Below are 16,845 nucleotides of genomic sequence, written 5' to 3' on the forward strand. Positions count from 1 at the left end.
TACATGGAAAGTATTTTTAACTTATTCAATAAATTATATATAAAGTTCCATGATACAGAGTACGCGGAGATTGCCGAGCTAGGAAAAGGCGATGGATTTAGGGTCCATTTCCGCAGGGATTCGTGGGTTCAAATCCCACTCTCCGCATTATGCAGGCAGGCTGATATTGCAACAATCTATAGGTTTCTTATTTTATATAAAACTATATTCAGCATAGTGCCACCTTATAATGAAGATATGAAGATTGCTTTTAGGCACCCTAACCTACGGACTCTGTCCAGTGAAATATAATTTAGAAGGCTTAAAATATAAGTATAATATTCAATTAAAATGGCTAATGTAAAATTTTGTCCATCAGAGGCCCATATACAGGTTAAAAAAGGTTTGCTTAGAAAGTCAAGCACACAGGAAAGTTATCCAATGGAAAGACTATATGTACAGGAAGTAATGGACGGCTCGCTTTCATATAAACCGGTAGGCTGGATATGTCCTAAATGCGGGCATGTTGAAATAGAATGAATCATATTTTTACTGGCATTATTATACTTGATGCACCAATCTACAGATAAAAATTTAGTAATATTTTGGCTAATGAGATTAATTTATATATGCTATCCACATATTTTTTCATGGATGGATATGATAAAACTAGAGATTTTTTTGCGAAAAATTCTGGATATTATTCTAGAAGTGAATCTCATGCAGGGGATAACGATCTTAACATTCTTGTAGATATGATTAAACTGCAGGGTGATATGATAGGACTGGACGCAGCTACTGGTGCCGGATTTACAGCAGTTAAAATGGCACAGAGAATTTCCAAAGTATATGCACTGGACATGGTCGAAAATATGCTGGAGGAAACAGGGAAACTGGCCAGGAAGGAAGGGCTTAAAAATATAATTACAGTTAAGGGTTATGTTGATTCAATGCCATTCGAGAATGAAAAATTTGATGTTGTTGCATCAAGAAGGGCCCCGCATCACTTCATGGATAAAAATAAATTTGCCAAAGAATGCTACAGGGTTTTGAAAGATGGTGGAAGGATAGGCATAGACGACATGACTGCGCCTGATAACGTAATAAAAAATCTTAATGAATTTGAGAAAATACGCGACCCATCACACATGTGCGCTGCATCTCCTGAAGAGTGGGAAAAAATTCTAGAAAATGCTGGATTTGGTAATATCCAGATCAAGATATACAGGAGACAGGTTACATTTGAACAGTGGTTAAATCCAGTTGATAAGAGTTCCGATGAGGGTATACAATCCCTTGAATACCTTATGAATGATACCAGTGGATTTGCTTCTGCAATAAGATGGGATGGGAAATCTTTTTATAAATCCTGGATAGTAATTGTGGGAACAAAACTTTAAAAAGAACGATACCATTAATCCTGTGTTAAGAAAATTTATAAACTATTATGTATATGTATTGTAAGACAGAATATGACACACAGGGAGGAAGCACAGATGGATGTTAAGTTCAGAGTAAAAAATAAGAGCTGTTCACTCAGTGGATTATATTCCGAATTTGGAGTTAATTCCAGGGTTATCAAGAAGGAAATGAAAGAGGGCATTGTTTATGAGATCGCTGAAATTTATTACAAAAAAAACGATCTAGAAAAGATACTTGCATCCATTAGATCAAACAGTGAGGTCATTAATGTTGATACCCTATATAGCAATGAGAACATATTGATAATAAAATTAACCACAGAGGAATGCCCCATACTGGGCATAATTAAAAAATATTCTGGAGAAGGAAAAACGACATTCACCAAGGAGGAAAAAATAGAGGAAGGCGAAAACGTTTGGTATATGTCCATGACCAGTGTGGAGCTTGTAAAAGAACTTTCAGAAAGGCTCAAGGATGCTACTGGTGATGATGTGTTAGTGAATATATATAAAAAATCCAGGGTTGATAAAAAATCGCTTTTCATAGTAAAGGAGGCATATGATCTTGGTTTTTTTGATGTCCCGAAGAGGATTAATCTTTTGGAACTTTCTGCAACTTTAAATATACCTCCCACAACCCTGGACTTAATTATAAGGAAGTCTCTGAAATATTTTCTCGATGTTGAAATTGCATCTGGAGAAAAAGTACAGACAACCAGGGAGTAGATTTGAGAGAATACAGGAATGTAATTATAGGGTCAGGGTACTCAGGCTTAAACGCTTATTATGGAATCAGGGATAAAAAAGGCACATTGCTGATAGATTCTACAGGAAATTTCATATACCATTCAAAGCAGAGGGATATTGCCATAGAAATTCCGCAGGCTACCCGGGAGAGGGTGGATAAGATTGATATTAATAATCATTGCATATACACAGAGAACAGCGAATATTGTGCAGAGAATATTGTTATTGCAACCGGATGCAACAGGCAGAACCAGATAGAATTCATGAAAAATGAAAATATATACAGAAATAAATACCTAGGATCTGCCAATGAATATGATGATTATATTCTTCTCCAGTTTATACTGAAACTGAATATGAATGGCATAAATGCAGGCTACAGCGGTAATTTCCTGGCTGGACTTGGAGAAAATGTGGCAGCCGCTGTCAGGGATTTCCTTATGGCATCTAAAATACCTATTGCCCAGGAACCGGATTTTATTTTCCCAAGATGCAGGCCGGCTCTGTTTGAAAATTTCATAAAGGTTGATGAAAATTTTATGGCAAAAGATGGTTTATATGCCATAGGCGATATAATTGATTCAGATATAAGATCTGGAGAGCTTTCAATGAGGCAGGGGGCATTTGTTGGAAAGCATATTAATGGGAATGGTGATAATTTCAAGCCGGTCTTTATAGTAGTGCTGGACAACTTTAAAGGTACAGGCATAAGAATTAAAAGCAGATATCCGTGGGGTATGAAGGAAGCTTCGACCCGAACAGGATATTTATATTCGTTAATGCCTGAATTCCTGATAGAATATTACCGGTTAAGGAGGGGAAAAATGGGATTCATAAGTGTGCTTTAATCAAAAATATTTTCAATAAAATTTATTAGTTTTGCACAGATAACGTAGGATGTGGGATCCGGGAGGAGCCAGGGACGTCAAGAGCAAATTGTACATAATTTTGAGGTTTCTGAGGATGGAGCAGACATTTTTCAGTCTCCCCATGGCATATCTTGGAGCGTTCCTTGCTATACGGGGAATTCCGGACTTAAGGATACTGATACTAATTTTCTTTGCACTGTTTTTTGTTAGAATTGCCGGAATGACAAATGATAACCTGGCCGACAGGTTCATAGACGCAAAAAACCCCAGAACAAAAACAAGGCCGCTGGTAACCGGTGTCATTACTGTAAAAAATGCGTATACATTGATTGCAATAGGCCTCGTCGGATATTTTATATCTGTGTATTTTATCAATATTGTGGCTTTTTCAATATCGCCACTTGGTGCACTTATTATTATGAGTTATCCTTATATGAAGAGATATACATCATTTGCAAATTACCAGATTGCATCAATACAGGGGCTTTCTGTCATGGCAGGTGCAATAGCTGCCATAGGTGTTCACACCCCTATTTATATAATAGATAGAATACCATGGTTTTTCGTATTTGCAACCATATTCTGGGCACTGGGATTCGATCTTTATAATCACATACCTGATATGGAATATGATAGGGAAAACAACCTGCACAGTTTTGCCACCCTGCTCGGAAAAAATGCACTTAAATTCGCTGGCCTCAATCAGATTCTCTCAGTGGCCCTGGCATTCGGCGGGGATATTGTATATAGATTGAATATTCTATCCTATGCAACCACAACCCTTCACGGAGGAATCATGCTGGCCGCATTCCTGCTCGCATATAAGGGTAACTTTGGCAAGGCATTTTATTACAATATATACGCTTCCGTGGTGCTGGCCATGGGCATTATAATCGATGTGGCACTGGGGTTTCCAGCATTATGATGCCCAAATTACATGATAGAATTCCATAAATTTTCAGGTATATCAGGCGGGGCTTCAGGATTTGTATTTACACATAATATGGAACAGTTCCTATATGAATGTGGAAAAATTACAGGTCAATATCTTAAATTCAATAAATATTAATTAACTAACCTGTTATTATCATCCTATGTATGAAGAGGAAAAAAAACTTGCTGCAATGGAGGCTTTAAAATATGTGCATAGCGGCATGAAGATCGGGCTCGGTACGGGGTCAACAACAAAGTATTTTCTTGACGGCCTGGGGGAAATGGTGAAATCCGGAAAAATTTCAGATATTACGGGCGTCCCCACCTCCATCAGAACAGAGGAACTGGCCAGGTCCTATGGGATAAAAACTGCCAACAACGTGGAGGGAATTGAAATAGATTTCGATGGTGCTGATGAATTCGACCCTGCAGGCAATCTTGTCAAGGGTGGTGGTGGGGCACTTGTAAGGGAAAAAATAGTGGCGTATAATAGCAGTGATGTCTATATAATGGCTGATCACTCTAAATTTTCACAGAGATTGCATAATTTTCCACTTCCAGTGGAAGTTCTCCCCTTCATGGAGGAAAGCACCAGAAAAAACATAGAAGAATTGGGATGTGTTTCAACTTTCAGAGACCGGAAAAAGTTCAGGAGTGACAATGGTAATTATATCCTTGACTGTAAATTTGAATACACAGACCCGGATCTGGAATCCCGAATTAAAATGATCCCCGGTGTTGTTGAAGTTGGAATATTCAGGGGCATAGCCACCAGAATATTCATGGGGAATGGTGGACAATGCAGAATAATGGATTTTAAAAAATCATAATGTTATTTCATTCTGCATTGAAAGCACCATGTCCATTGCAAGTTCGGCTATATCCGTGGAATATAGTGCTATCCTGGATATTTCTTCTGATGAAAAAGATACAGTTGCAATGTCAGAATTTCTCCCCAGGTCAAGAAGCTCCTTTTTCTGGGTCATTATAGTTTTTTTGAATGATATTATATCGTTGAGGCCGTTATATTTTTTAGAGTAGAAGAGCGCCATTGATTTTTTATATAGATCAAGTGAGAATGTAAGGTTCTCAACAATCTTTTGGTAGGGAACCTCCACATCTTCCCTATCCAGCCAGATTTTACATATGTTCACTGTATGATCTGCCATCCTTTCCAGAATCCTTGATATAATTAAGTAGTATATGCTATTTGGGTCTTCACAGCTTTTACCCTTTACCTCCCTGTATATGTACCATTGAAAACGATCTATTTCATCATCACGCTCTATAACATTCCTTAGTAGGTCAAGGTCCCTGTCGTTTATGCCCTTGATCGTGTCGTAAATCATAGATTCAACATTCAGTGACATACGTTTTATGGAATTGTATATAGGATATGAATTGGAATTAAGTACATTCTGAAGCACGATTCTCTTTGAGTCTTCCTCAAATATTTCTATGCCTATAACAAGTTTTGAAAATTTTTTTATTGCCTCGCGTGTTTCATCGCTAATGTAAAATGAGCTGGTTATCGCAAGAGTGTCATATCCTGATATATATAGAGAAATAAGGGCCCTCTGAATGCTTTTGGAATCCATTTTGGAGTTGAGGACCAGATGCTTTTCTATATCGGTTTTCACATCACCGCTACCATAGAGTATTAACCTGTTTCTGGATTCTTCTATCTTGACCTCGCTGCTCTGTTGCAGGTTGTTGCTCTTTACCCATTTCGAGGGTAACGATACTATGTATGTTGACCCGCCTGTAAGCTGTATCTTTCTGACTGATTGCATGTATATATAATAATTAATAACTATATATAAATATCTATTAAATTCATAAATACATATTCAAGATTTCACAATACCTCTTTTACTCATAAAATATGCCAGGGCTATTCCGATCACATAGAGAACACCTATAGATGCTATATATTCATCAGCCAGCGCGAATACATAGAATTCATAGAATGTCAACCTCCCAACATTCACAGGGCCTGCTGTTGTAATTGTAATGTTTCCTGCAATAGTGTAATTTGTATCGTACAGGCCAGATGGTAGCTTTGTATCATAATAAATGGTGGTGATCCCATTCTTTTCAGTATGGTTAAGTTTGGAATAAGTTATGTTTTGTGAATATGTTCCACCCGAATATATATACAGATATGAGCCATTCAGAGAGCCTGTATAATTTGTTGTAACTGTGAAGTTATAATTCTTATCCACACCGGAAAATGGAGATATGTCAATATTTAATGATGTGCCGTTGATGTCCTTGCTTTCCTTTCCATTGAGGTCATAGAAATATGTGGAATACATCCCCCCGGCTATGATGAGTACAACAAGCAGTATTACTATGCCACCAAATAGTCTGGGCTTGAATTTGTACATGCCGAGAAAATGCATCAGCAGAAACATTACAACCGGTATGGTAAATATCAGGAGAAACAGATAAGCATAATATATTGACACAGAAAAAACCATAAGCGCGTAAAGTATGGCTATAAGCGGTATAAACAGCCTGTTGTGTCTTGTCAAGAATTCTCTTATGGTCATTACTGTTCGTAGTTAATCATGTTATAAAAATATTGCATTAAAACCCATATATAACAGGAGCTAAAAAAATAGGACATTTTTTGTAAGGTTATAAATATTAAAATAATATCAATAATGGTGTACGATGTAATTATATCGGGGGCTGGCCCCTCTGGGTCCTATTTAGCATATTTACTATCAAAAAACGGGTACAGTGTACTTCAGTTAGAGGAGCATAAGGAAATAGGAAAGCCGGTAGAATGTACTGGGCTTGTATCAGAAAGGGTATTTGGGTACGTAAAATCAAAATCTCAGATTAATGAGGTACATGGGGCAAACGTATTTTTTCCCAATGGAAAAAGTATACACATATCAAAGGGGGAAAAAACCATAGTAATGTACAGGGACGAATTTGACAAAGACGTATCCGCCATGGCAATAGGTACAGGCACAGACACAAGGATAAACGCCAGGGTTCTAGACGCCAGGGTAAATGATGACTACGCCGAGGTGAAATACCGTGAAAATGGAGAAATAAAGTATCAAAAGGCCAGCATTGTTGTGGGTGCAGATGGTGCAACCAGCAGAATAAGACAGGCACTGAACTATGAAAGGCCAAGAAAACTTATATCCACATATCAGGTAGATTCTTCATTTCACCTAGAAGACCAGGATGATGTTAATGTCTTTATAGGTTCAGAAAATAGCAAGGGTTTTTTTGGCTGGGCAGTGCCATCAGGAGAAATAACCAGGATAGGCGTTGGTGTGGACCATGTAACCGCAATCAAGTATTTCAAAAATATAAATAGTAGATTCGAAAGATCACAGATCCTGGGCATAAATGCTGGACCGATCCCCATAAATTACCTTAAGAAGACATACTCCAGCAGATCGGTCCTGCTTGGTGATGCGGCCGGAATAGTGAAACCACTCTCTGGAGGAGGGATTTACACCGGTATAGTATCAGCCAAAAATGCATATACAGCCATCAACCATGCCTTTGAAAAAGATGATTTTTCAGAGAAGTCCATGAGCGAATACCAGAAGCTCTGGAAGCGCGAAATAGGAAGAGAACTATATATTGATTCGATTATTCAGAGATATTTTGCCAGAATAAGCACAAATGATGAAATGTTGAATAAAATATACAGTACCATAGACACTGAGGACATAATAAAAAGGATTAATTCCCTTGGTGATATAGACTATCCTGCGAGGGTTGTATTTTCTATTCTCATGAGAAAACCCAGACTGGTCAAATATTTCCTTTTAGGTGGGTAGTGTAAGGATATAAACAATTATTAATCGATTATATTTGAAATTCATGATTAAGTTAATTAATTATGAATTATTAAACTGTGAATGAAGGGGAAGATTTTTTATTTTATGCTCCTGATTTCCGTTGTGGTCATATGGGGGGCGACGTTTCCAATTATGAAACTCTCGCTGTATTATATTACCCCAACCATGCTACTTTCTTTCAGATTCCTCCTTTCCGGGTTACTCATGATGCCCATTGTAATGAAAAATAAAATGCTGGTAGAAAAAAAGAACGTAATTCTTGGGATAACGGGAGGAATACTTCTGTTTATTGCATATTATACACAAACAGTTGGTCTGGAATATACAACTTCCTCCCAGTCTGGGCTTATAACCGGGATGTATGTTGTATTGCTTCCCATAATTTCTCTCCTGTACCTAAAGATAAAGCTCAATAAAATTGATGTGATTGCAGTTTCAGTTGGGTTTATAGGACTTATTTTAATGTCGTCCCTGAAATTCAATTCAGCCGACTCATTCGGTGACCTTCTGACATTTATATGTGCCATATTTTATGCAATTCAGACGGCCTATGTATTCAAATATACAAAATTCCTGGACAGTATGGTTTTCACATTTTACCAGCTAGTCATAGTAGGAGTTCTCTCAACAATCTTCCTTCCATTCAGCTGGGAGCCATCGGGCCTATCAAAACCTATAGTTATTTTTACAATTGTTTTTACTGCCATTTTTGCCAGCTTCTTTGCCATACTTATAAACACGAAGGCATTAATGTATATTGAGCCCACCGCCGCTGGGGTGGTATATGTGGGTGAGCCGGTGTTTGCTGTTATTGCGTCCATACTTATATTGAGGGAAATACCTACACTGTACATTATCGCAGGTGGCATTATAATAGTACTGGCAATGCTTATGGAGACTGTCCATAAATATATAGAAACCAGAGGCTCCATGAATATATAATATATTTTACTATATACATATATATAGTTTATATGGGAAATATTTATTCATATGCCGGGAATATTTGCTCGGAAAAAATATGGGCGATAAAGATAATGGAAATATAAGCACAATAAATCAGGCACTGGATAATGCCACCGGAAAGTTCCATTTCAAGACCTTTCTGACAGCAGGCATGGGATTTTTTACAGATGCCTATGATTTATTTATTATCGGAACTGTGGTTGCAATACTTCCCATGGTTGGCTGGATTCTCACCACAACAGATGTTGCATTGATATCATCGATATCCTTAATAGCAGCCGTTTTGGGGGCACTTGCCTTCGGTAGGTTACTTGACTATCTCGGAAGAAAGGCAGTTTACGGGCTTGAACTGGTATTGCTGGTTGTGGGTGCATTAGGAAGCGCATTCCTATCATTCAGGAATGTAGATGCACTTATATTTTGGAGATTTTTACTTGGAATTGGAATAGGAGGAGATTACGCAACGTCCTCTGTAATAATGAGTGAATACTCAAATATAAAATCCAGGGGTAAATACGTGGGCAGCATACTTTCCATGCAGAGCATAGGTCTGGTGGTATCATCCCTGCTTGCACTGCTATTCCTGCTGAACACAAAAATCATACCCCTGGTAGATGCCTGGAAGATACTTCTTGCTGTTGGTGCTATACCGGCTGCAGCTGTAATATATTACAGAAGAAAGATGCCTGAACCACCAAGATTCACCGTTGCAAAGGGCAGGGCTGATGAGGCGGCCGCGAATCTCAAATCCTACACAGGAATTGATGTGAAGATGGATAAAAAGAAGCAAAAGATAAATGCTCCCTAGTACACACTTTTTACTGACAGGAAATTCCTGATAACCCTTATAGGTACAGCAGGTGCATGGTTTTTAATGGACTGGGCTTTCTATGGGAATTCCATAATGTCCCATGATATATTCAAAACAATCATAACCCAGACAGGCCTTTCCGGGCTCATAATATCAACAGAATATGCAGCATTGATATTTACGGTAGCTGCACTCCCTGGATACTGGCTTGCAACATTCACGCTGGATAAAATCGGGAGAAAGCCCATACAGGTAATAGGATTCACAATGCTGGCAGTGTCCTATATGATCCTTGCGGCATTTCCGATTCTGGATACGCCAGGATATGTTGCAGAGTTCCTGATAGTGTACGGAATGAGCTATTTCTTTATGATGTTCGGCCCGAATGTAACAACCTTTGTATATCCGCCAGAGGTGTTCCCGGCAACAACCAGGGGCCTGGGTACAGGAATTTCAGCTGCAGGGGCAAAAACAGGGGCATTTATTGGTACATTTGTTGATGCGTTTATAATAGTGAGTGGTCTTTCTGCGTTAATGAGCGTGCTTACTGTTTTCTCCATAGCGGCTTTAATGATAACTGTACTATGCCTGCCCGAGACAAAGGGAAGGGCAGTGGAGGAGATATCAAGGGAAAAAGAATACACACAGACGTTACAGTGAATTTTAATTTTTACAGTAATTTTTTAAAAATTTTTTCTATACCTATTATTTTATCGTTTTTATACTGGAATATATTAACATTGCATAAAGATTCTACATAATTTTTGAATTTTAATGTATCCGGTGTCTTACCGTATAGCCTACCGTATTCATTACGCAATGTTTCCATTTTTATTTCTATTAGAGATTTAGAGACCATGCATAAGGAATAGTATGAATATGCAGTTCTGAGATAAGGCTTTACTGAAGAGATATCTGATACATAACCGGTTTTGCTCTTTATTATATATGCGAATAAATTCTCTATGTTTCCATCTGCAATGGAATTGAATTCCGGCCCCCGTTCTATTATGCATGCATTGTATTTGTATTCATATTTAAATATAGAAAGGTCACTGATTTCATTAAAATATTTCAGGCGTTTCTTGTCATCGGAACCTGTGGAAACAAGTATGATTTTGCCCTTATCCAGAAGCTCCCTAAGAATCTCCATTACCGGAGTCATGGAAAGCATTATTTCATGAATCCCTGAAAGCTCCTCCGCTATGGCTTCCATGATCGCCATTTCACCTGTTCTTATGGTGTTGTATTTTACTTCTTCCAGCATTTTTAGTGCAGTGTTTCTATCTGGCCCAGTAAATGATGCTTTGCCATCAACCTGCTCTGCGGATATGAAAAATATATGGCTATACTTTCTTATTAACATATAACCATCCAGCAGCTCAGAATAATAAACATCAACATAGGAATGCAATTTACCTATGGTTTCAATGGAATCTGGATCAATGGAAAGTGAGCTGCCATAGGTTTCAGAAATGAAAAGCCCCATCAGCCTCACAAGTGTTTGGATGTCATCGTTTCCTGCATCATATTTACGGGTCACAGATCCCCTGGCTTCAAGCATTTATACACACCTAATATTCATTTAATGATCTTACCTCTTCCCCTGTCTTTGTAAGTACGCTGGCATATATAATTTTTATAGCGTTTCTGTTCGTTTCGCAGTATTCCACAAACTCATTTACATGCATTTTTACCATGGTATCTGAATATTCATTATAGAGTTCTTTCAGCCCTGCTTTTATTTCCACTCCGTCCATCCCGGGTATGAAATATACACGGTCACCATCTATGGCAGCAACAAGATAATAAATAATGCTGGATGGGGTGCCCTCGTTTATAGTATTGTATCCTGTAAACCGGTTAATATCGCCGGCTGGTATCCCGATTACTATTACCCTGCCCTTCTCCATGTAGTTTATCGCCCTTTGTGGGTCGCCATCTTCAGAAAGCAGCAATTTGAATTCACTGTTTTTTAACTTTCTCAGATTGCGATTAACAGCAGATGATATCCTGTCCAGTGTGCTGTCCTCTACCAGAAAACCAAAATAATCTTTATATGAAATTATACTGTTAATCTTATTTATTCTTATTATGTAATTGCTAATATGCATATAGTTATAAATCTGGGTGTGTATAGCTATCCAGAGACTGCCTGCAAAGGATGCCTGTGGATCAGGATAACTTTTAAACCATATTACAGGGATGTTTGATTGCATATTTATTTTAATATCGTTATTTAATATTTAAAATGTTTCAAATTTGCCGGCGTTAAATGGGTACAGTACCATCTGCCAGTATCCGCTCTTTAATTATTTTGCTTGCATCATCATAATTTTTGGTGGATTTCCAGATATTTATGAAAACTATATCACCCACATTCTTTTTAATTGCTTCCATATGTATATCCCTATCATCGATATACACAACCCTATCTACAGGTATATAAACTCCTATCTCCCCCAGGGTGTTTATTAATTTTAATAATCTCTGATCCTTGTCAGGTGTGTGGTCAGTTGAGCTGTAGTCAAATAAACTCGCGATGCCAAAGGTTTCCAGTGCCTCATCAACGTAATCCCTTCGATTCCAGCTCAGGGTTGTTGTAATAGCACCATTTTCCCTTGCCCATTTAATAAATCGTACTGCATCTTCGAAAATTGTAACAGTTACATTATCCCTGTTTTTTATACTTATTGCATTGATTCTTGTATATGGCGGCTCAACCCCAGAGATATTCAGATGGTCCCATACGGTTCCGTCAAGATCCATGGCCAGAATCCAAGGTCTAATCATCATGAGTGTATTACAAATATAAATTAAATTTATCGTATAAAATGTGAAATTTTTAGCCCAAAAAAATATTATTAATGCATATTTTTAAATAATTATTGCTAGACAGTAAACTTATAGGCCCGTAGCTTTTTAGAGAGATATTTCATAACAAATTACATATAGCATAACCGGATAGATAGGTATGTTAAACAATGTTGTTATATCAGAGGTAAAATCAGAGGAGGACTTTAGTAATGGCATAAATATTTACGAGGAAGCGTTCCCGGCATCAGAGAAAAGACCTGTGGAGGATATAAGGAGGAATATAGAAAAAGACCATGAAAAAATGTTTATTGGAAAATACGATGGAAACCCGGCAATATTTATAATGATGTGGCCAGTTAATGATTCTGATTTTTTATTTCTGGATTATATTGCTGTCAAGAAAGAGTACAGGGGGAATGGGCTTGGATCACTGTTTCTTCAAAAAATATTCGACATAGAGGAAGGGTATAATCACGTAATATTCGAGGTGGAAAATCCCGGTGAGGGAGACAATAAGAATCAGAGAATGAAGAGAATAAAATTTTACCGCCGGGCGGGTGCAAAAACATTGACAGGTTTTAAATATTTCCTTCCCCCCAGGAACAATAACAAATCACAGGAAATGAAACTCATGATAATGTCCAGAAAGAATATTAAGAAGCTTGAGGGAGAGAAAATACAGGTAGTGCTGGAACAAATTTACACACATATATACAAAAGGAGAAGTGATGATAAAACACTCAATGGTATACTTGACAATATTCCAGATGATATACAGCTGGAATGATTAGAATTTTTTAATGCCTTCATGAACCTTTACAGCTATCCCCTCCCTGTAAAATTTCATTTCCTTTCCAGATACTGTTGCGTGCCCTACTGCAAATAGATTTCCACCGGAATCAGTGACCATAACCTCATTCCCGGGGATTATATCCTTATCGCAGTCTTCAATGAATTTGAAGAATACATTATATCCCTGTGAATTGAACTCCCCACTGTCCTGGCTAACTATCACTCTTGAATATGGAAAGTCAAGCATATCGTTGAGAAGTACCCCGCCATAGATAGATAGTGTCAAAAATCCGTCGTTTCTCATGGTGGCAATAATTTTGCCATCCCTCTTGATATTCCTTATATGCCCTGTGGCACGGGATTTCACAATAAAATCTGATTCTTTAAAAAGATCCATTTCAGTGTGAAACTGAAATTTAAATACTGTGTTTATTTTTGTATGCGTGTATCTTCTGATACGGGAATTACCACATATTGATGGGCTGTATGAATGGATATCGGAATTTATTGATTTCAACCAGTTCACATACCTTTCTGTATAATCACGATCCACAATTCCTGAGGAAACCATCTGGCTTACAGGATATGTATTTTCAAGTTCTATGGGAATGAATATATCATTCCACTGGACAAGGAAGTTATAATCAGTTGTTTCGTAAGAGTTTATTATGTCACTGGATACGGGAAATCCATGCCTCCACTGTTTAGAGTTAATAAGTAATGTTTTTTTGCCATTGCTTATGTAGGATTCAGTAAAATCAGCAAGGCGCCTGATAAAGATGTTTTTATATGTTATATAGTTGAAAAAGTACAGGGGGGATTTCAGTGAAATGTTCCAGTATGGTTTAAGGTCGTGTTTCAGCATTTCCATATATGCACTATAAAGTGCAGGATGTGCCATTGATTTTTCCTCCACATACTGATATAGTGTGTTTTCATAAATACGCTCCTTAATTTCCGTAATTTCGTTGAATATTGCCTTGAGATTATGCATGGAAAGTAATTTCAGCCGGGTCTTTTCATCTGCCCTGATCAATTCCGTAGGGGAATATTTATTAAAAAGAGGGCTCCATTCAGGAAAATCCCTGATTTCCTTCAGGTTTCTGGTGCCTTCTGTGTATAGCACACGATTATCCTTTGCGTATTTTATGTATGAGGCGGAGTCAAATATGTCCACACCCAGCAGAACAGAAAAGGCGAAGAACATAGGATGGCCGCCACCAAAAAGATGCACGGGTTTTGAAAAGTCTGAATTTATCTTTGAGTTTATAATTACATTTACAAGGTCACTGTATCTGTATGACTCCAGGAGTGGTACCACCCCGCCGATGGGGAGATATGATGCCTCAGACATCATTTTTGCAGATTCAACTCTCAAATCCGGATACACTGAGCCCTGAATCGGCCCTGCTATTATGGAGTCCTCTGTATTTACCTCCCTTAGCCTTCTATAGGTTTCATATACTGCAGCTTTTGCCTGATCGTAGCTATCCTGTGGTTTGGTGAATATGTCAAGAATCGTGATGATATCGCTTCCTATTTTTTTCTGGAATTCCACGATTTCACTGTTACTGTACTCTATGTCCCCGTAAACATAGCTCTGGAATGTGCCGGAATCGGTCATTATGGGACCATCAAAATTTATGAGCCTGTGCACCCCAGATTTTAGGGCCTCCTGCTCAAGTGATGCCGTTCGTTTTATAATATAACTATTGGTAATAACTGCCTGGACTCCTATAGATTTTAATTCTTCCTGCGAGAGAAAGTTTAGATTCGGGTTTATGACCGGCATTACTGTTGGTGTTTCTATATCACCATGTGGTGTGGTGAATTTTCCTATCCTTGCCAGCCCTTCCTTGAAAAACATCTGCATTATGGCTAATTTTAACTTTCTATATAATTATTAGTTGAAAATTAAATTGTACCTGCAACGAATGGATGTTTAGCCTGAATACCGTATTGCTGGCAATCACAATAAGTTTATTTAGGCACACCTAATTACCTTCCCATGGAATTTAGCAGTAAGGGAAGGAATTATTTAGAAGTCCTATTTTCACCATTTAAAATTTTTGCGGATGCAGTTAAAAATTCCGAACAAAAGCAGTTTATACTGGATGCATTACATACAGGTGCAAATTGTTCAGGAGTGGTTGAGATGAAATGGGAAAAATTCCACATATAGCATGTATCGTAGAAAGATGATGACTTAACATGGATGCAAATGCCCTAACAAAAAGAAAAAAATTCCTTAGCAAGGATACACTGCTCATGTTCGGCCCGGCGTGGCTTGTCATGATGGCAGACATGGATGCGTCGTCGTATATAGGAGCGGCACAAACCGGTGCAACCCTTGGATACGGATTAATATGGCTTATGCTGGTACTTATTATACCTCTTTATGTGGTCCAGGAGCTTGCAGGCAGGATCAGCATTGCCACAAGAAGTGGATTGGGAGAGGTGGTAAGGGAAAATTATGGGAAGAGGGTAGCATCAATTGTTGCAATGCCCATGGCATTAACTGATATGTTTACCTACGGAATCGAATATCTGGGGATAGGCATCGGGCTGGAGATAATGGGCCTGTCCCTATATTATACTATCCCGGTGATATATATTATCCATATATTGATTGTTACCAGAAAAAGGTATAACCAGGCCGAAAAACCCTTACTCATAATATCACTTATACTTATCGTTGCTCTTCTGGCCTCCTTATTCTATCGTGGAATTATGCCATTATCATCACCAATGTCAAATCCACTGCTTATTAAACCTGCTGCAGGCTATTTCTTTTTGCTTGCTGCAAATGTGGGCGCAGTAATAATGCCATTTATGATATTCTTTCAGGCATCTGCAACGGGATTAAAATTAACGGATATGAGTAAGATTGGTATCAGCATAAAGAGTCACAGATCGGTGAAAATAATGCGCAGGGAGACCCTGGTTGGAGCCATAGTGACAGAGTTATTAATGGTAATAGCTGAGATGGCGTTTACAGGAATACCACATGCAGCGAGTTCATCGTTCTTTGCAACACCCCAGGAACTTGGCAAAGTCCTGGTTCCAATTGCCGGTTCCCTTTCGCCCTTCATATTCGGGATAGGAATTATTGCCGCAGGATTTATAGCACTGATTACTATATCGCTGGGAAGTGCCTGGGGAATTGCTGAATCCCTGAATATTTCTAAAAAATCTTACTGGCTTGTATATGTACTTGAAAGTTTACCCGCCGTCATTGCAGTCATCATTATTAACCCCTCAAGCTTAATAGCATTGGTTCTTTATCTTCTAATATTCTTTGTTTTTACACTTGTGGCACCAATGATAATGTTATGGATTATAGGAAGAAACAAAAAAATAATGGGGGAACTTGTCCTATCAAGGAAAAATGAGGCGTTGTATCTGGCCATGTTTATTCTTATTATATCAACTGCTGTCATCGCCGTGGCAACTTCATTATAATGGCCTGATAACAGGTTCTATGTGGCAAACTTGAAGTTTAAGGGTTATACATTATAAAAATTTTATTTCCAGTATATACTGAAAATTTGCAAGGTTTTTATTCCTTGTAAAACTTCACGGTTATTTTTCAGAGGAATTGCCACGATTGTAATATTTAATTATCCTGTTAATTGGTACCTATGGTCAATATACCAGATGATATCTGGTCCTTT

The 16,845-nt window shown here is 38.0% G+C and carries 17 protein-coding genes, 1 tRNA gene and 1 pseudogene; 13 read left to right on the forward strand and 6 right to left on the reverse strand.

The genetic code is table 11. The annotated features are described in order from the left end of the window. The first annotated feature begins 63 nt into the window (after positions 1-63). From RE471_RS00935 to rpiA, 7 genes are all read left to right on the forward strand, one after another. A tRNA-Leu gene (locus tag RE471_RS00935) sits at positions 64-147 on the forward strand. Positions 148-330: 183 nt separating this feature from the next. Continuing rightward, positions 331-519 carry a hypothetical protein gene (locus RE471_RS00940; protein WP_309214887.1) on the forward strand — a complete coding sequence of 63 codons (189 nt, stop codon included), beginning with the start codon at positions 331-333 and terminating at the stop codon, positions 517-519. 110 nt (positions 520-629) lie between these two features. Then, a complete protein-coding gene (locus tag RE471_RS00945; RefSeq protein ID WP_309214889.1) occupies positions 630-1,379 on the forward strand; it encodes a class I SAM-dependent methyltransferase in 750 nt (249 codons plus the stop codon). A 72-nt stretch (positions 1,380-1,451) separates the two neighbouring features. Continuing rightward, positions 1,452-2,126, forward strand: a complete 675-nt coding sequence (locus RE471_RS00950) for a helix-turn-helix domain-containing protein (protein ID WP_309214891.1) — start codon at positions 1,452-1,454, stop codon at positions 2,124-2,126. A 2-nt stretch (positions 2,127-2,128) separates the two neighbouring features. After that, positions 2,129-2,995, forward strand: a complete 867-nt coding sequence (locus RE471_RS00955) for a hypothetical protein (RefSeq protein ID WP_309214892.1) — start codon at positions 2,129-2,131, stop codon at positions 2,993-2,995. A gap of 49 nt (positions 2,996-3,044) precedes the next feature. After that, positions 3,045-3,941: a 4-hydroxybenzoate octaprenyltransferase gene (locus RE471_RS00960; protein ID WP_309214893.1), complete on the forward strand. Its 897-nt coding sequence runs from the start codon at positions 3,045-3,047 to the stop codon at positions 3,939-3,941. Between the two features lie 169 nt (positions 3,942-4,110). Beyond that, on the forward strand, positions 4,111-4,779 hold the full coding sequence (rpiA, locus tag RE471_RS00965) for a ribose-5-phosphate isomerase RpiA (RefSeq protein ID WP_309214895.1): 669 nt from the start codon (positions 4,111-4,113) through the stop codon (positions 4,777-4,779). Here rpiA and RE471_RS00970 read toward each other — a convergent pair. After that, positions 4,774-5,742 carry a PhoU domain-containing protein gene (locus RE471_RS00970; RefSeq protein ID WP_309214896.1) on the reverse strand — a complete coding sequence of 323 codons (969 nt, stop codon included), beginning with the start codon at positions 5,740-5,742 and terminating at the stop codon, positions 4,774-4,776. The genes rpiA and RE471_RS00970 overlap by 6 nt on opposite strands. Positions 5,743-5,799: 57 nt before the next feature. Next, entirely contained in the window at positions 5,800-6,504 is a 705-nt protein-coding gene (locus tag RE471_RS00975) for a hypothetical protein (protein ID WP_309214897.1), read from the reverse strand. Positions 6,505-6,618: 114 nt separating this feature from the next. Between RE471_RS00975 and RE471_RS00980 the strand changes: the two genes are divergently transcribed. The 3 genes and pseudogenes from RE471_RS00980 to RE471_RS00990 all read left to right on the forward strand — a co-directional run bounded on the left by RE471_RS00980 (position 6,619) and on the right by RE471_RS00990 (position 10,222). Further along, a complete protein-coding gene (locus tag RE471_RS00980) occupies positions 6,619-7,764 on the forward strand; it encodes an NAD(P)/FAD-dependent oxidoreductase (protein ID WP_309214898.1) in 1,146 nt (381 codons plus the stop codon). Between the two features lie 81 nt (positions 7,765-7,845). Further along, positions 7,846-8,727, forward strand: coding sequence for a DMT family transporter (locus RE471_RS00985; RefSeq protein WP_309214899.1), 882 nt, complete (start codon positions 7,846-7,848; stop codon positions 8,725-8,727). A 175-nt stretch (positions 8,728-8,902) separates the two neighbouring features. After that, a pseudogene (locus tag RE471_RS00990) lies at positions 8,903-10,222 on the forward strand (MFS transporter). 10 nt (positions 10,223-10,232) lie between these two features. Here RE471_RS00990 and RE471_RS00995 read toward each other — a convergent pair. Genes RE471_RS00995 through RE471_RS01005 form a run of 3 tightly spaced genes read right to left on the reverse strand, consistent with a single transcriptional unit; the run spans position 10,233 to position 12,355 of the window. After that, the gene (locus RE471_RS00995; RefSeq protein ID WP_309214900.1) at positions 10,233-11,126 is read right to left on the reverse strand and encodes a hypothetical protein; all 894 of its coding nucleotides are present in this window, start codon (positions 11,124-11,126) and stop codon (positions 10,233-10,235) included. 10 nt (positions 11,127-11,136) lie between these two features. Next, entirely contained in the window at positions 11,137-11,781 is a 645-nt protein-coding gene (locus tag RE471_RS01000) for a hypothetical protein (RefSeq protein ID WP_309214901.1), read from the reverse strand. 52 nt (positions 11,782-11,833) lie between these two features. After that, on the reverse strand, positions 11,834-12,355 hold the full coding sequence (locus RE471_RS01005; RefSeq protein ID WP_309214902.1) for a magnesium-dependent phosphatase-1: 522 nt from the start codon (positions 12,353-12,355) through the stop codon (positions 11,834-11,836). A gap of 181 nt (positions 12,356-12,536) precedes the next feature. On the opposite strand from RE471_RS01005, the gene RE471_RS01010 reads away from it, so the two are divergent. After that, entirely contained in the window at positions 12,537-13,166 is a 630-nt protein-coding gene (locus RE471_RS01010; protein WP_309214903.1) for a GNAT family N-acetyltransferase, read from the forward strand. On the opposite strand, the gene tgtA is transcribed toward RE471_RS01010, so the two are convergent. Next, positions 13,167-15,044, reverse strand: a complete 1,878-nt coding sequence (gene tgtA, locus RE471_RS01015; protein ID WP_309214904.1) for a tRNA guanosine(15) transglycosylase TgtA — start codon at positions 15,042-15,044, stop codon at positions 13,167-13,169. Between the two features lie 135 nt (positions 15,045-15,179). On the opposite strand from tgtA, the gene RE471_RS01020 reads away from it, so the two are divergent. Both RE471_RS01020 and RE471_RS01025 read left to right on the forward strand, forming a co-directional pair. Then, a complete protein-coding gene (locus RE471_RS01020; protein ID WP_309214905.1) occupies positions 15,180-15,353 on the forward strand; it encodes a hypothetical protein in 174 nt (57 codons plus the stop codon). A gap of 29 nt (positions 15,354-15,382) precedes the next feature. Next, positions 15,383-16,633, forward strand: coding sequence for a divalent metal cation transporter (locus RE471_RS01025; RefSeq protein WP_309214906.1), 1,251 nt, complete (start codon positions 15,383-15,385; stop codon positions 16,631-16,633). Positions 16,634-16,845 lie beyond the last annotated feature (212 nt).

This window comes from Ferroplasma sp., from assembly GCF_031200575.1.
In the GTDB taxonomy this organism is placed as follows: domain Archaea; phylum Thermoplasmatota; class Thermoplasmata; order Thermoplasmatales; family Thermoplasmataceae; genus Ferroplasma.

What these genes read in the sequence shown, in the direction of transcription:
- RE471_RS00940 (WP_309214887.1), top strand. Translation starts at nt 331, where the DNA reads ATGGCTAATGTAAAATTTTGTCCATCAGAGGCCCATATACAGGTTAAA.
- RE471_RS00945 (WP_309214889.1), top strand. Translation starts at nt 630, where the DNA reads ATGGATGGATATGATAAAACTAGAGATTTTTTTGCGAAAAATTCTGGA.
- RE471_RS00950 (WP_309214891.1), top strand. Translation starts at nt 1,452, where the DNA reads ATGACACACAGGGAGGAAGCACAGATGGATGTTAAGTTCAGAGTAAAA.
- RE471_RS00960 (WP_309214893.1), top strand. Translation starts at nt 3,045, where the DNA reads ATGTGGGATCCGGGAGGAGCCAGGGACGTCAAGAGCAAATTGTACATA.
- rpiA (WP_309214895.1), top strand. Translation starts at nt 4,111, where the DNA reads ATGTATGAAGAGGAAAAAAAACTTGCTGCAATGGAGGCTTTAAAATAT.
- RE471_RS00970 (WP_309214896.1), bottom strand. Translation starts at nt 5,742, where the DNA reads ATGCAATCAGTCAGAAAGATACAGCTTACAGGCGGGTCAACATACATA.
- RE471_RS00975 (WP_309214897.1), bottom strand. Translation starts at nt 6,504, where the DNA reads ATGACCATAAGAGAATTCTTGACAAGACACAACAGGCTGTTTATACCG.
- RE471_RS00980 (WP_309214898.1), top strand. Translation starts at nt 6,619, where the DNA reads ATGGTGTACGATGTAATTATATCGGGGGCTGGCCCCTCTGGGTCCTAT.
- RE471_RS00985 (WP_309214899.1), top strand. Translation starts at nt 7,846, where the DNA reads ATGAAGGGGAAGATTTTTTATTTTATGCTCCTGATTTCCGTTGTGGTC.
- RE471_RS00995 (WP_309214900.1), bottom strand. Translation starts at nt 11,126, where the DNA reads ATGCTTGAAGCCAGGGGATCTGTGACCCGTAAATATGATGCAGGAAAC.
- RE471_RS01000 (WP_309214901.1), bottom strand. Translation starts at nt 11,781, where the DNA reads ATGCAATCAAACATCCCTGTAATATGGTTTAAAAGTTATCCTGATCCA.
- RE471_RS01005 (WP_309214902.1), bottom strand. Translation starts at nt 12,355, where the DNA reads ATGATTAGACCTTGGATTCTGGCCATGGATCTTGACGGAACCGTATGG.
- RE471_RS01010 (WP_309214903.1), top strand. Translation starts at nt 12,537, where the DNA reads ATGTTAAACAATGTTGTTATATCAGAGGTAAAATCAGAGGAGGACTTT.
- tgtA (WP_309214904.1), bottom strand. Translation starts at nt 15,044, where the DNA reads ATGCAGATGTTTTTCAAGGAAGGGCTGGCAAGGATAGGAAAATTCACC.
- RE471_RS01020 (WP_309214905.1), top strand. Translation starts at nt 15,180, where the DNA reads ATGGAATTTAGCAGTAAGGGAAGGAATTATTTAGAAGTCCTATTTTCA.
- RE471_RS01025 (WP_309214906.1), top strand. Translation starts at nt 15,383, where the DNA reads ATGGATGCAAATGCCCTAACAAAAAGAAAAAAATTCCTTAGCAAGGAT.